Source organism: Streptomyces sp. NPDC055506, assembly GCF_053643595.1.
The window spans coordinates 68,120-81,583 of the sequence record NZ_JBSHKH010000022.1 but is presented as its reverse complement, the minus strand read 5'-3'; the positions used below and the strand labels follow the sequence as shown (position 1 = coordinate 81,583).

Annotated in this window: 12 protein-coding genes and 1 tRNA gene; 9 read left to right on the top strand and 4 right to left on the bottom strand. The window is 73.2% G+C overall.

Going from position 1 to position 13,464, the window contains the following annotated elements; genetic code table 11:
- Positions 1-461, bottom strand: a 461-nt coding sequence (locus ACWIF2_RS11710; protein WP_454359995.1) for a DUF3662 domain-containing protein, incomplete at its 3' end; no start/stop codon positions are given.
- Between the two features lie 474 nt (positions 462-935).
- Here ACWIF2_RS11710 and ACWIF2_RS11705 point away from each other — a divergent pair.
- The 5 genes from ACWIF2_RS11705 (at position 936) to ACWIF2_RS11685 (ending at position 5,109) form a co-directional block, all read left to right on the top strand.
- A tRNA-Leu gene (locus ACWIF2_RS11705) sits at positions 936-1,019 on the top strand.
- 281 nt (positions 1,020-1,300) lie between these two features.
- Positions 1,301-2,239 carry an ABC transporter ATP-binding protein gene (locus tag ACWIF2_RS11700; protein ID WP_454359994.1) on the top strand — a complete coding sequence of 313 codons (939 nt, stop codon included), beginning with the start codon at positions 1,301-1,303 and terminating at the stop codon, positions 2,237-2,239.
- Entirely contained in the window at positions 2,239-3,078 is an 840-nt protein-coding gene (locus ACWIF2_RS11695; protein ID WP_454359992.1) for an ABC transporter permease, read from the top strand. The genes ACWIF2_RS11700 and ACWIF2_RS11695 overlap by 1 nt, the downstream gene beginning before the upstream one ends.
- 25 nt (positions 3,079-3,103) lie before the next feature.
- Positions 3,104-4,444, top strand: coding sequence for a sensor histidine kinase (locus ACWIF2_RS11690; RefSeq protein WP_454359991.1), 1,341 nt, complete (start codon positions 3,104-3,106; stop codon positions 4,442-4,444).
- Entirely contained in the window at positions 4,441-5,109 is a 669-nt protein-coding gene (locus tag ACWIF2_RS11685) for a response regulator (RefSeq protein WP_454359989.1), read from the top strand. The genes ACWIF2_RS11690 and ACWIF2_RS11685 overlap by 4 nt, the downstream gene beginning before the upstream one ends.
- Here ACWIF2_RS11685 and ACWIF2_RS11680 read toward each other — a convergent pair.
- The 3 genes from ACWIF2_RS11680 to ACWIF2_RS11670 all read right to left on the bottom strand — a co-directional run bounded on the left by ACWIF2_RS11680 (position 5,106) and on the right by ACWIF2_RS11670 (position 9,128).
- On the bottom strand, positions 5,106-5,630 hold the full coding sequence (locus ACWIF2_RS11680) for a winged helix-turn-helix transcriptional regulator (protein WP_454359987.1): 525 nt from the start codon (positions 5,628-5,630) through the stop codon (positions 5,106-5,108). The two genes, ACWIF2_RS11685 and ACWIF2_RS11680, sit on opposite strands and share 4 nt — an antisense overlap.
- 92 nt (positions 5,631-5,722) lie before the next feature.
- Positions 5,723-8,173: an FtsX-like permease family protein gene (locus ACWIF2_RS11675; protein ID WP_454359985.1), complete on the bottom strand. Its 2,451-nt coding sequence runs from the start codon at positions 8,171-8,173 to the stop codon at positions 5,723-5,725.
- 232 nt (positions 8,174-8,405) lie between these two features.
- A complete protein-coding gene (locus ACWIF2_RS11670; RefSeq protein WP_454359983.1) occupies positions 8,406-9,128 on the bottom strand; it encodes an ABC transporter ATP-binding protein in 723 nt (240 codons plus the stop codon).
- Between the two features lie 159 nt (positions 9,129-9,287).
- Here ACWIF2_RS11670 and ACWIF2_RS11665 point away from each other — a divergent pair, with 159 nt between their 5' ends.
- From ACWIF2_RS11665 to ACWIF2_RS11650, 4 genes are all read left to right on the top strand, one after another.
- Positions 9,288-10,559, top strand: a complete 1,272-nt coding sequence (locus ACWIF2_RS11665) for a sensor histidine kinase (protein ID WP_454359981.1) — start codon at positions 9,288-9,290, stop codon at positions 10,557-10,559.
- Positions 10,560-10,565: 6 nt separating this feature from the next.
- Positions 10,566-11,231, top strand: a complete 666-nt coding sequence (locus ACWIF2_RS11660) for a response regulator (protein WP_454359979.1) — start codon at positions 10,566-10,568, stop codon at positions 11,229-11,231.
- Between the two features lie 141 nt (positions 11,232-11,372).
- The gene (locus tag ACWIF2_RS11655; protein ID WP_454359977.1) at positions 11,373-12,044 is read left to right on the top strand and encodes a ScbR family autoregulator-binding transcription factor; all 672 of its coding nucleotides are present in this window, start codon (positions 11,373-11,375) and stop codon (positions 12,042-12,044) included.
- 161 nt (positions 12,045-12,205) lie between these two features.
- Complete coding sequence (locus ACWIF2_RS11650; RefSeq protein WP_454359975.1) at positions 12,206-13,462, top strand: cytochrome P450 family protein; 1,257 nt, start codon at positions 12,206-12,208, stop codon at positions 13,460-13,462.
- Positions 13,463-13,464: the final 2 nt, after the last annotated feature.

The window sequence follows — 13,464 nt, the reverse complement described above, 5'->3', positions numbered from 1 at the left end:
GGGTAGCCGTAGCCACCGCCGCCGCGTCCGCCCTGCGGGGCGGCGGGCGCGGCGGCGCCGCCTCCCGGGCCGTCCTGCTGGCTGCTGGAGGAGGCGAGCGTACGGCTGCGCACCCGGTACAGGCCGGTGTCGAGGTCGTCCGCCTTCTCCAGATGGACCTTGATCGGGCCCATGAAGGTGTAGCGCTGCTGCTTGGCGTAGTCGCGCACCATGCCGGCGAGCTCGTCGCCGAGCTGGCCGGAGTAGGGGCTGAGCCGCTCGAAGTCCGGCGTGCTCAGCTCGACGATGAAGTCGTTGGGCACGACCGTCCGGTCGCGGTTCCAGATGGTGGCGTTGTTGTCGCACTCGCGCTGGAGCGCTCCCGCGATCTCCACGGGCTGGACCTCGGACTTGAACACCTTGGCAAAGGTGCCGTTGACCAGACCTTCGAGACGCTGCTCGAACTTCTTCAGGACTCCCATGGGGCACCTCCTCCTTGGCTGCCGTCCTGTGCACTGCCCTGCGGGCCACTTGCCTGGTACTGCTTACTGATCGTATCCACGCGCCGGTCGATCGGCTGGTTCCCCCTGTCGGCCAGGCCGACGGGTGTCGACGCATGACGAAGTTCCCTGTGGAGCTCGTCTTCGAACTCCTCCGGTGGTACTGCTGCGCGTCACCGCCTCGCGTACCCCTGCCAAGGATCGTAGAGGCGGCCGTGGCCAAGTGTCCCGCACCCGGCTGTGGACCCGGAACGCCTCCTGGGGAGACAAGGGGTACCGGTACGAGGTTGATACGTGAAGCAGTGCGTGTTGATACGTGGCCAGGGCATCGAAGGTTCGGGGGCGGGTCTGCCTGCGGGGAGAAGGGATGTGAACCCACCCCGTCCTGCGTGCTAATGTTCTGGGTGTCGGAAGGCGCCAGGCCCGCAAGGGCAGGAGCCCAGGACACACCCAAATGCGCGGGTGGCGGAATAGGCAGACGCGCTGGATTCAGGTTCCAGTGCCCGCAAGGGCGTGGGGGTTCAACTCCCCCCTCGCGCACAGAGAGAACCGATGAAACGGGTCTCTGCCGGTGACGGAAGTCACGGCAGGGGCCCGTTTCTCGTTTCCGTGAACCCTGTGAGGCATCGCACAGCCTGGTCAGGCCCCATGGCGAGCCTCGCGCGTGAGCTATCTCACGAGTGGTACCGCGGTACCACCCGGGCGCCGAAGAGTCGCCTCCGGTCCCAGGGCCGGGGCGGGCCGCGCTCCTAGCTTCGAAGTCAGACACCGCGGCGCGTCCGCGGGCCGGTCCGAGCACGAGGCAGGAAAGGCCCACTCCCATGATCGAAGCGCGTGAGCTGACGAAGCGCTACGGCGACAAGACGGTCGTCGACCAGCTGAGCTTCACCGTGAAGCCCGGTGAGGTGACCGGGTTCCTCGGCCCCAACGGTGCGGGCAAGTCCACGACGATGCGCATGATCGTCGGCCTGGACTCCCCGACCAGGGGCTCGGTCACCGTGGGCGGCAAGGCGTACGCCAGGCACGCCGCGCCCCTGCAGGAGATCGGCACCCTGCTGGAGGCCAAGTCCGTCCACCCCGGGCGCAGTGCGCGCAGCCATCTGATGGTGCTCGCGCACACCCACGGCATTCCGCGCCGCCGGGTGGACGAGGTCATCGAGCTGGCGGGACTGACCAGTGTGGCCGGCAAGCGGGTCGGGGCCTTCTCGCTCGGCATGGGCCAGCGGCTCGGCATCGCCTCCGCCCTGCTGGGCGACCCGGCGATCGTCATGCTCGACGAACCGGTCAACGGCCTGGACCCCGAGGGCGTGCTGTGGGTGCGCAATCTGCTGCGCTCGCTGGCCGACGAGGGCCGGGCCGTGATGCTGTCCTCGCACCTGATGAGCGAGACCGCGCTGATCGCCGACCATCTGGTGATCATCGGACGGGGGCGGCTGCTCGCCGACACGACCGTCGACGACTTCACCCGGGAGGCCGGCGGGGGAGGCGTGAAGGTCTGCACCGCCGAGGCCGTGCGGCTGCGCTCGCTGTTGGCCGGACCGGGCGTCACGATCAGCTCCTCCTCCGCCGAGGAACTGCTCGTCGCCGGGCGCGATGCCCGCGAGATCGGGGCGATCGCCGCGCGGCACGGTGTGGCGCTGTACGAACTCACGCCGCAGGCCGTCTCGCTGGAGGCGGCGTTCATGGACCTCACCCGGGATGTCGTGGAGTACCAGAGTGCTCCGGCCGACCCCGCCGGCTCGGAGCGGAAGGCCGCCTGATGACCGTCACCAGCCTGTCCCCCGCCCCTGCCCGCACGACGACGTACAAGGTGACCGGGCTGCGCGTACTGCGCTCGGAATGGGCCAAGTTCTGGTCGCTGCGCTCCACCTGGATCACCCTGGGCGTCGCCGTCTTCCTGCTCGTCCTCTTCGGGGCGATCGCTGGCTACACCTACAGCCCCGACGCCGTCGCGACCGGCGGGCCGCCCGGCCCGGGCGGCTCCGGAGGCGACAGCGACGCGGTCGGCCTGGCCCTGACCGGCGTGTCCTTCGCGCAGCTCGCGATCGGCGTCCTCGGGGTACTGCTGGCCGCGGGCGAGTACTCCACCGGCATGATCCGCTCGACCCTCGCCGCGGTACCCCGCCGCCTGCCCGTCCTGTGGTCCAAGGCGGCCGTGATCGGGCCCATCGCCCTGATCCTCACCACCCTCGGCGCGCTCGCCGCGTTCCAGCTGGGCACTCCCGGCCTGGACGGCGAGCGGATCGCGCTCTCCCTCGGTGACGACGGTGTGCTGCGCAGCCTGGCCGGTGCCGGTGTGTATCTGGGCCTGGTAGCCGTGTTCGGCGTGGCCCTGGGGGTGCTGATCCGTTCCTCCGCCGGTGCCATCGCGGCCCTCGTCGGGATCCTGCTCGTGCTGCCCGGTCTGGCCTCGCTGCTGCCCGACTCCTGGTACGACGCGCTCAGCCCCTACTTCCCCGGCAACGCCGGGTCCGCCGTCTACGCCCTGCACGAGTCCTCCGGCTCCCTCTCACCGGGCGCGGGGCTGGCGGTCTTCGCCGGCTGGGTGGCGATCACCCTCGTCGGTGCGGCGTTGCGGCTGCGCAGGACCGACGTCTGACCAGGGCACGGGGACAATGGTGTCCATGAGCGCGGAACGCGCGGCGGCCGCCGCGGACACCGCCCGGGGGGCGGCGTCCCCGGCCTCCGGGTTCGACGCCGGCCTGGCCCACCCGGTCCTGGGGCGGATGTGGCGCGGCCGGCAGGACCGGCAGCGGCTGGACCGCCGCCATCCGTGGCTGCTGGACACGGCGGTGGTGCTGTTCGTCGTGCTGGTCAGCCTGCCCGACCTGCTCGCCGACCGCAGCCACGGCCCCTTCGGGGAGGCGGTGCACCGGGGTGAGCTGCCGTCCGGGGTCCTGTACCTCTTCACCGCCGCCCTCATCGTGCCGCTGTGGTGGCGGCGCAGGGCCCCGGCCGTCACGTTCTTCGTGATCGCGTTCGTGTCGCTCGTCCAGTGGTCGTTCGGGGTGTGGCAGCAGGCCGGCATCAGCACGCTCGTCGCCTTGTACTCCCTGGCCCTGCACGGGTCGTTGCGGGCACTGGGCTGGGCCGCCGCCGTGACGGTCGTCGAGACAACGGTGGCGGTCTGCGTCCTGGTGGAGGTCGCGAACCCGCTGCGCGGCCTGTTCTTCCTGCTGGGCACGGCGACGGCGGCCATCGCCGTCGGACTGACCCTGCGGATCCGCCGGATGTATCTGGCGGCGCTGGAGGACCGTGCCCGGCGACTGGAGGTCGAGCGCGATCAGCGGGTCCGGCTCACCGCCGCCGCCGAACGCGCCCGGGTCGCCCGCGAGATGCACGACATCGTCGGCCACAACCTCTCGGTCATGGTCACGGTCGCCGACGGCGCCGCGACGCTCGCCGCCCACCGGAACGAGCAGTCCACCGAGGCCCTGCGCGTCCTCGGTGACACCGGCCGCCAGGCCATGAGCGAACTGCGCCGCGTGCTGGGCGTCCTGCGCGAGGAGCAGGAGGACGAGCGGCTGCTCGGGCCGCAGCCCGGCATCCAGGATCTCGACCCCCTGCTCGCCCGGGTCCGTGCGGCCGGGGTGGCGGTGACGTACCGGACCGTGGGCGACCTCGACGCGCTGGGCGACGGAGTGCAGCTCACGGTGTACCGCATCGTCCAGGAATCGCTGACCAACACCCTCAAGCACGCCGGGACCGGCACGTCCGCCGAGGTCACCCTCGCCGTCGAGGCGGGCGAGGTACGGGTCCGGGTCGCCGACGAGGGCGCACCGCCGGGCGCACCCCCGCGGGCGAAGGCGGCGACGGGGGACGACGGCCCCGGCCACGGCCTGGTCGGCATCCGCCAGCGGGCCGCCATGTACGGCGGGAGCGCCATCATCGGACCGCGCGACACCGGCCACGGCTGGCTCGTGGACGTCGTGCTCGACGTACCACCGGGAGAACGACTGCCATGACCACCGTCCTCGTCGCCGATGACCAGCCCCTGCAGCGCATGGGCGTCCGCATGCTCCTGCAGGGCACGCCGGGTCTGGAGCCCTTGGGGGAGGCCGAGCACGGGGCCGAGGCCGTGCGCATGGCCGCCGAGCTCCGTCCCGACGTCGTCCTCATGGACGTCCGGATGCCCGGCATGGACGGTATCGAGGCCACCCGCCGCATCGTCGCGTCCGGCGGCCGCACCCGCGTTCTCATCGTGACCACCTTCGACCTGGACGAGTACGCCTACGAGGGACTGCGGGCCGGTGCCAGCGGCTTCCTGCTCAAGGACGCGCGCCCCGAGGAACTCGTCGCCGGCATCCACGCGGTCGCGACCGGCGACGCCGTCGTGGCCCCGCGCCTGACCCGGCGCCTGCTGGACGCCTACGCCCACCAGGTCCTGGCACCGGCCGATGCCCCCGCACCCCAGGACCCCCGGCTCCGGGCCCTCAGCGACCGCGAACGCGAGGTACTGGTCGCCATCGGGCAGGGCTGGACCAACACGGAGATCGCCGAACGGCTCGTGCTCAGCGAGTCCACGGTGAAGAAGCACGTCGGACGGGTCCTCGCCAAGATCGGGGCACGCGACCGGATCCAGGCCGTGATCACCGCCTACGACGCCGGGCTGGTCAGGGCGAAGTCCTAGCCCCGGCGATCCCCCAGGGTCCGTCCCGGGGCGAAACGCTCCTGGACAGCGGGGTCGTCGAGGAGGCGGGGCGGGTAGCCGGGGCCGGTGCGGGCGGTCAGGTCCTGGTGGTGCAGGGGCTCGCCGCAGGAGGAGCAGACGACCCGGGCCTCGGTGTCGTGGTCGCAGGATGTGTGGCGCAGTACGACCGGGGCTCCCTCGTCGCCGGCCAGCCAGCGGTCGCCCCAGGCGTTGATCGCGGCGAGGACGCCGAAGAAGTCGCGGCCCTTGTCCGTCAGCAGGTACTCGTGGCGCACCGGGTCGGTCTGGTAGGCGCGCCGCTCCAGCAGGCCCTCGGACTCCAGGCGGCGCAGCCGGTCGGTGAGGGTGTTGCGGGCGATGCCGAGCGTGCCGATGAAGCCGTCGAAGCGGGACTCGCCGTAGAAGACCTCGCGCAGCACCAGCAGGGTCCAGGCGTCGCCCAGGATGTCGGCGGTGCGGGCGATCGAGCAGGGCCAGGTGTCGAACGAGGTCCGTCGCATGGTCCGCATTTTATTGGTCTCCGGTTTATCGGTCTCATGATGAGATCCACCGGTGGCTCGCCGCCGATGAGATCCACCGGCGGCTCGCCGCGTCACTCCCGTACGCCCGCCAGTTCCACCGGGCGGCGGCGCAGGGCGACGGCGGCGGGGAGTGTCGCGGAGAGGACGGCCAGGACCGCGCAGGCGGCCGCCGTCGTACCGAGGGCCTGCCACGGGAGGGTGAGGGCGGGCCGGACCGAGAGCAGCGCGAGGGCGCTCCACATGCCGGCCAGGTTGACGACGGCGGCCAGGAGGCCGAGGAGGGTGCCGGCCGTGACGACCGTCAGGGCCTCGGCGCCGGTCAGCCGCAGGACCTGCCATCTGGTGGCGCCGGTCAGCCGCAGCACGGCCAGGTCGCGGATCCGGTCGGAGGTGGCCATGACGGTGGTGTTGGCCACGGAGATGCCCGTGTAAAGGAGGGCGATGCCGAGGACGAGCAGGAGGCCCAGGCGGGTGGTGCGGTTGGTGCCGGGGGCGGTGGCGCGGAGCCATTCCTGCCGGGTGAGGACCTGCCCCTTCCCGGGGTCGGCCGCCTGGCGCAGGGCGGTGGCGACGGTGCCCGGGTCCGCGCCGTCGGCCAGGGCCACGTCGACGCGGTCGGCCGTGGCGCCCGGGGCGTTGCGCGGGGTGACGTAGACGCCGTTGTCGCCGGTGCCGGTGGCCATCACCGCGGCGATCCGCAGGGTCCGCGGTGTGCCGTCGCCGAGCCACACCCGGATCCGCTCGCCGACCCGGTGCCGCTGCCACTCCTCGTTGACGATGATCGAGTCGTCGTCGAGATCGGTCGTGCTGCCCGCGGTGAGCGGAAGGTGCGTGGTGGCCGCGAGGAGGCCGGGGGTCGCGGCGCGGGCCTCGGAGCGGACGAGGGCCACGCCGTCCTCCAGGACGTGCACGGCCGTCGTGGACGTCGGTGACACCTCTGCCCCCGGTACCGCTCGCAGTCTGCGGAGGGTGGCGGCGTCGAAGGCCGTCCCGGCCGCCGGGGTGACGACGAAGGCCGCGGTGGTGCGCTCCCTCGCCTCGGTGGCCTGCGCCCCGTCGAGGGTCGCGGTGGCGCCGAGCAGGGAACCCGCGAGGGCGACCGTGACCAGCACGGGGGCCGCGAGCGCGGCGGTGCGGCGTACCCCGGCGGCGGTGTTCTCGCGGACCAGCAGACCGCCGGCACCGGGCAGGAGGGCGGGCAGCCAGGTCAGCAGCCGGGTCAGGGGACGCAGGACGAACGGTGCCAGCAGGGCGGTCGCGGTGATCAGCAGCATCGGGCGGCTGATGTAGGTCTTGCGCTGGAGGAGGTCGCCCGGGGCGCCGGCCAGGGCGAGGGCCAGCGTCACGGCGGACGTCAGGAGCAGGGCCGTACCGAAGAGCAGGCGGCCGGGTGTCAGGGTCCCGCTGTCCGCGGAGGCCTCGCGCAGGGCTTCGGTGGGGCCGGTGCGGCCGGCCCGCCAGGAGGCCGCGGTCGCTCCGCACAGGGCCACGAACAGGCCGGTCCAGAAGGCCGCGTGGTAGGGCCAGGTGTGGTCGCCGATGGTGAACCAGGCCGGGGCGAGGCCCTCGGCGGCCACCCGGTCGGCCAGCGGCGGTGCCCCGTAGGAGCCGAGGGCGCAGCCGGCGGCCGAGGCGAGGGCGCCGACGGCGAGGGCCTCGACGAGGACGGTCCGGCGGATCTGGCCCGGGGTCGCCCCGGCGGTGCGCAGCAGGGCGAACTCCCGGCGCCGCTGGGCGACCGCGAAGGCGAAGGTCGACGCCACGACGAAGACCGACACGAAGGCGGTGACGCCGCCGGCCGTGCCGAACAGGGAGTTCATCGCGGTGAGCGCCTCGCTGTCCCGGTCGGGATCGGCGTCGGCGAGGCGGCGCGCGTTCCCGGTGAGGACCTGGGCGCCGTCGCCCACGGCCTGCCGTACGGCTGCCGGATCCGCCGTGACCGCCAGCTGGTGCACGGGAGCTGACAGTTCGGCGGCGCGGGCGTCGGTGAAGAAGACGGCGTTCTCGAAGCCGCGGGAGGTCAGGGTGCCGACGACGCGTACGGTGCCCCGGTCGGTGCCGAGTTCCTGGCCGGGGCGGGCCCAGTCGCCGGTGACGGCCGCCTCACCGGCGGTGCGGGGCGCGCGGCCGGTGGCGAGGTCGTAGGGGGCGAACGCGGCGGTGGACCAGGGGTGGCCGACGAGGTCGGCGGGGGCGCCGGCGGCGCGTACGGCGAAGGAGCGGTCCGCCACGACGGGGCCGAGCTTCCGCACCTCCGCGACCGTCGCTGCGGACAGCGGACGCGGGTGGGCGAGCCGGGACGTGCGGTCGCCGTTCGGGGTCGGTACGCGCAGGGTGTCCTGGCCCTTGACGACGACCGGGGCGCCGGCGAAGCGCTCGGGGCCGCGCTCCGGGGCGGCGGCCGAGGAGGCCAGGGCCAGTCCCATCACCGTGAGCAGGGCCACACCCAGCGACAGCGCGACGAAGCTGCCGGTGAAAGTGACCCAACGGGTGCGCAGGGAGCGCAGGGTGACGCTCAGCACGGCAGGGCCTCCGGGCGGGGTGTGTGAGCGGTGGTGGGCTTCGGGTGGGGTGTTGTGTGGGCGGCGGTGGGCTTCGGGTGGGGTGTTGTGCGGGCGGTGGTCTTTGGGCGGCGCGTACGGGCGGCGGCGGCCTTCGGGCGGGGCGGGGGTGCGGCGGCAGCCTTCCGGCGGGGCCGATGCGCGGCGGCAGCCTTGAGGCGAAGCGTGGGCATGGCGGTGGTCTTCGGGTGGGTCATGCGCACGGCACGGCCTCCAGGCGGGTCATGCGGGCCGCGACCGTCTCGGCGTCGGGGGCGGTCAACTCGCCGTGGACGCGGCCGTCGACGAGGAAGAGCACGCGGTCTGCGTACGCGGCGGCGACCGGGTCGTGCGTGACCATGACGACCGTCTGGCCCTCGCGGTCGACCATGCCGCGCAGCAGCTCCAGCACCTCACGGCCGGTCCGGGTGTCCAGCGCACCGGTCGGTTCGTCGCCGAACAGCACCTCGGGGCGGGTGATCAACGCCCGGGCCAGGGCGACGCGTTGCTGCTGGCCGCCGGAGAGCTGGGACGGCCGGTGCCGGGCCCGGTCGGCGAGGCCGACCTGCTGGAGTGCCTGTCGCACCCGGGCCCTCGGGACGCGGCGGCCGGCCAGGCGCAGGGGCAGGGCCACGTTCTGCTCGGCGGTCAGCGAGGGCAGCAGGTTGAACGCCTGGAAGACGAACCCGACGCGCTCGCGGCGCAGCAGGGTCAGCCGCCGCTCGCTCAGGCCGGTCAGTTCCGTGCCGCCGACGGTGACCGAGCCGGAGGTGGGCCGGTCCAGGCCCGCGGCGCACTGGAGCAGGGTGGACTTGCCGGAGCCGGAGGGGCCCATGACGGCGGTGAAGGTCCCGTACGGGAACGAGAGCGTCACCCCGTCGAGCGCGGTGACGGCTCCGTACGTCCTGGTGACCGAGTCCAGCTGGATGGCGTTCATGCCTCTCCCTCACGTCGTTTGACCGGGCTCCAACGACATCGCGCGGAGGCGGGCCGGCGCAGTGCGGCGGGGCCTAGACCTGGGGTAGGGCCAGGCATACCCCCCGGCCTCCGTCTGAGCCCATGGCCGGGTCCCCGACCGGCTTCTACGGTGATCCCCATGCACTCTCGGAACGTGTGGCAGGCCCTGGCCCGCCCCGGCTATCCGCTGTCGGCGTGGCCCTGGCGCTCGGCCGGCTACCTGCTCACCGGCGCGGTGACGGGCGTCGTCGTGCTCGTGGGGATCGTGCTGTCGGCGGCGGCGGGCGGGGTGCTCGCGCTCGCGCTGGTGGGGCTGCCGCTGCTCCTGTGCACGGTCCTGGCGGGCATCCCGGTGGCGGCGCTGGAACGGCTGCGGCTGCGACTGGTCGACCCGGACCCCGCGCCCGACCCGCACGAGCCGCCCGGCGCCCCGGGCCTGCGGGCGTGGCTGACGACCCGGCTGCGGGAGAGGGCCACTTGGCGGGAGTTCGGCCACGCCCTGCTGTTCGCGGGGCTGCTGTGGCCGGTCGATGCCCTCGCGATCGCCGTCGGCCTACTGTGCCCGCTGACCGTGGTCGCCACCCCGGTGCTCCTGGCTGTCTTCGGTGAGGCGAAGGTGCTCAAGGTGTGGCTCGTCACCACCTGGCCGGCCGCCTTCGGGTTCGCCCTGCTCGGGCTGGTGCTCCTCGCCCTGGGCGCCTATCTGCTGGGGGTCGTGGCCGGGGCCCGGGCGGGGCTGACGCGGCTGCTGATCGCGCCGCGCGAGGCCGACCTGGGGGCCAGGGTGGTCGAACTGGCCCGGTCCCGGGTGCGGTTGGTGGACGCCTTCGAGGCGGAACGGCGGCGTATCGAGCGCGACTTGCACGACGGGGCGCAGCAGCGGCTCGTCGCCCTGACGATGACGCTCGGCCTGGCCCGGCTCGACGCGCCGCCGGGCCCGCTGGCCGACCAGCTCGCCAAGGCCCACGAGGAGGCGGGCACGGCCCTGGCGGAACTGCGCGAGCTCATCCACGGCATCCACCCCAAGGTCCTCGCCGACTACGGTCTCGAGGCCGCCGTCGCCGACGCCGCCGACCGCTCGGCCGTGCCCGTGGACGTCGATCTGGAGCTGCCCGGGCGGCTCTCCCAGGCGGTCGAGGCCGCCGCCTACTTCGTGGTGTGCGAGGCGCTCGCCAACGTGGGCCGGCACAGCGGGGCGAGCCGGGCGGAGGTGAGCGGCGGGCACCGCGACGGCCGGCTGTTCCTCCTGGTCCGCGACGACGGCCGCGGGGGTGCGCGGGCCGGTGCGGGCAGCGGGCTGACCGGACTCGCCGACCGGGTGTCGGTGCTCGATGGCAGACTCTCCCTGTCCAGCCCGCCCGGCGGACCGACCCTGCTGCGTGTGGAGATCCCCTGTGACCCTGCGAGTTGACCGGCCATGACGCTGCGAGCCGACCGGCCGCTGCGTGTGGTCCTGGCCGAGGACAGCGTGCTGCTGCGGGACGGCCTCGTCGGGCTGCTCGGCCGCTGCGGACACGAGGTCGTCGCCGCGGTGGGGGACGCCGAGGCGCTGGTCTCGGCGGTCGAGGAGCACACGCCCGACGTGGTCGTGACGGACGTACGGATGCCGCCCGGCTTCCAGGACGAGGGCCTGCACGCGGCCGTGCTGCTGCGCCGGGAGCGGCCCACGCTGCCCGTCCTGGTTCTCAGCCAGTACGTGCAGCGCCGTTACGCCGCCGAGCTGCTGGACTCCGGTGACGGCACGGGCGTCGGCTATCTGCTGAAGGACCGTGTCGGCCAGGTCGAGGAGTTCGTCGAGGCGCTCGGCGAGGTGGCCGACGGCGGCACGGTCGTCGACCCCGAGGTCGTACGGCAGTTGCTGCGCCGCCGCCGCGACCCGCTGGAGCGGCTCACCCCGCGCGAGCGTGAGGTGCTGGCGCTGATCGCGCAGGGCAGGTCCAACAGCGCGATCGCCCGCGAACTGGTCGTCTCCGAAGCGGCCGTGGGCAAACACATCTCCGGCATCCTCATGAAGCTCGACCTGCCCCCGGCGGACGAGACCCACCGCCGGGTGCTGGCGGTGCTGGCGTTTCTTCGGGCCTAGGGCGTCCCCGGGCCGTGGGTCCAGGGACGCCCGGTCCGCGGGCAGGAGGCGCCCCAAGGCCCTTGTGTCGTACGCGCGTTGTATAAAACCAGCGAGTTGGTTTCATTGCGCCGCCATCAGAGCCCTCCAGGGGAGCCACCGGTGACCAAACAGGACCGGGCCGTCCGGACCCGTCTCGCGCTGATCCGGTCGGCGGCCGGTCAGTTCGAGGCACGGGGATACGTCCAGGCCAACCTGGCGGAGATCAGCGCGGGGGCCGGGGTCAGCTCCGGAGCGCTGCACTTCCACTTCGCGAACAAGGCGGCCGTCGCCGAGGCCGTCGAGCACGCGGCAGCCCGTGCCCTGCGCCGGGCCGCTGCCCGGGGCCGTGACGGCGACGGCTGCGCCCTGCAGCGCCTCGTGGACGTCACGCACCAGGTCGCTCGGCTGCTGTGCGCCGACAGCGTGGTGCGGGCGGGGTTACGGCTGAACGCCGAGGCGGCCGCCGGGCGGGTGCGTGATCTGCGCCAGGAGTGGCGGGAGTGCGTGGACGACCTGCTCGCCGAGGCGGAGCGCGAGGGCGAACTCGCCGCCGGTGTGCCGCCGCACCGCACCGGCGCCGTCGTCCTCGCCGCCACGACCGGCATCGAGGTGCTGGCCCGCGAGGACCACGTCCGGCTCGCCCGCCCCTCGTTGACCGACCTGTGGCAACTGCTCCTGCCGTGCGTGGCCGCGCCGCATCTGGTCGGCACGCTGGATCCGGCGGGGACCCGCCCGGGCCATGTGGAGACCGACCACGCGGAGACGTGTCTCTCCATGGCCAACACTCTGTGAAGCAGTGGCCAAAACAAACCGGATGCCAAGTTTTTTCGATGGCCGAATCGCACCATGGTTCCCCAGCCCCAGCCCCAGCCCCAGCCCTCAGCCCCAGCCCCCAGCCCCAGCCCCCAGCCCCAACCCCAGCCCCTGCCCTCTGGACCAAGGAGCGAAGAGTCATGGCACAGCAGGCCTGCCCCTTCCTGACGATCGACCCCTCAGGCCAGGACCTCTACGGCGAGATATCCCGGATCCGCGACCAGGGCCCGGCCGTCGAAGTGGAACTCCCCGGCGGCGTCCGGGCGTGGTGGATCAACGGTCTTGAGCTGAACAAGCGGCTCCTGGCCGGTCCCGAGACGAGCAAGGACGCCTTTCAGCACTGGCCCGCCTGGATCAACGGGGACATCTCCCGCACCTGGCCGCTCGCGATCTGGGTCTCGGTGCGCAACATGGTCACCGCCTACGGCACCGACCACAGCCGGCTGCGCAAGCCGATGGCCGCCGCCTTCACCAAGCGGCGCGTCGAGGCGCTGCTCCCGCGCGTCCAGGAGATCGTCGACCGGGCGCTGGAAGACCTGGAGCGGATCCCGGAGGGTGAAGTCGTCGACCTGCGGGCGGCGTTCGCGGCCGCGGTGCCGCACGAGGTGGTGTGCGAACTCTTCGGCGTACCGGCCGGCGAGGACGGTCCGCGCGGTGCCCTCCACCGCATCATCGGCCGCTTCTTCGACACGGCGATCTCCCTGGAGGACGCCCAGGCCAACGGGGTCGAGCTGTACACCACCCTCACCGCGTTCCTCCAGGACAAGCGCGAGCACCCGGCCGACGATCTGACGACGGCCCTCATCGCCGCCCGCGACGAAGGCAGCCTCAGCGAACAGGAGTTGATGGACAACCTGATCCTGCTGCTCACCGCGGGTTTCGAGACGACCGTCAACCTGATCGACAACACCGTGCACAGCCTGCTCGCCCACCCCGATCAGCTCGAACTGGTCCGCTCCGGCCGGGCGACCTGGGAGGACGCCCTGGAGGAGTCGCTGCGCCTCGAAGCGCCGGGCGCCATGTCGGGCCTGCGCTACGCCGTCGAGGACATCGAGATCGAGCCGGGTCTGACGATCCCGAAGGGCGATCCGCTCGTGGTCTCCTTCGCCGGTGCCGGACGCGACCCCGAGCGGCACGGCCCGGACGCCGAGCGGTTCGACATCACCCGCGCCACCAGCCGCGACCATGTGTCCTTCGGCCACGGCGTGCACCACTGCCTGGGCCGGCCGCTGGCCATGGCCGAGGCCACTGCGGCCCTGACGTCCCTGTTCGACCGTTTCCCGCGACTCGCCCTGGCCGACCCGTCCCGCCCGCCGAATCGGCTGCGCTCCATCATCTCGACGGGGCACGAGGAACTGCCCGTGCTGCTGCACGGCCCCCGTCTCGAAGAGGGGTAGAC

Bases quoted from the DNA above. Each gene is read 5' to 3' on its own strand.
- ACWIF2_RS11700 (WP_454359994.1), top strand. From the start codon at position 1,301: ATGATCGAAGCGCGTGAGCTGACGAAGCGCTACGGCGACAAGACGGTC.
- ACWIF2_RS11695 (WP_454359992.1), top strand. From the start codon at position 2,239: ATGACCGTCACCAGCCTGTCCCCCGCCCCTGCCCGCACGACGACGTAC.
- ACWIF2_RS11690 (WP_454359991.1), top strand. From the start codon at position 3,104: ATGAGCGCGGAACGCGCGGCGGCCGCCGCGGACACCGCCCGGGGGGCG.
- ACWIF2_RS11685 (WP_454359989.1), top strand. From the start codon at position 4,441: ATGACCACCGTCCTCGTCGCCGATGACCAGCCCCTGCAGCGCATGGGC.
- ACWIF2_RS11680 (WP_454359987.1), bottom strand. From the start codon at position 5,630: ATGCGACGGACCTCGTTCGACACCTGGCCCTGCTCGATCGCCCGCACC.
- ACWIF2_RS11670 (WP_454359983.1), bottom strand. From the start codon at position 9,128: ATGAACGCCATCCAGCTGGACTCGGTCACCAGGACGTACGGAGCCGTC.
- ACWIF2_RS11665 (WP_454359981.1), top strand. From the start codon at position 9,288: ATGCACTCTCGGAACGTGTGGCAGGCCCTGGCCCGCCCCGGCTATCCG.
- ACWIF2_RS11660 (WP_454359979.1), top strand. From the start codon at position 10,566: ATGACGCTGCGAGCCGACCGGCCGCTGCGTGTGGTCCTGGCCGAGGAC.
- ACWIF2_RS11650 (WP_454359975.1), top strand. From the start codon at position 12,206: ATGGCACAGCAGGCCTGCCCCTTCCTGACGATCGACCCCTCAGGCCAG.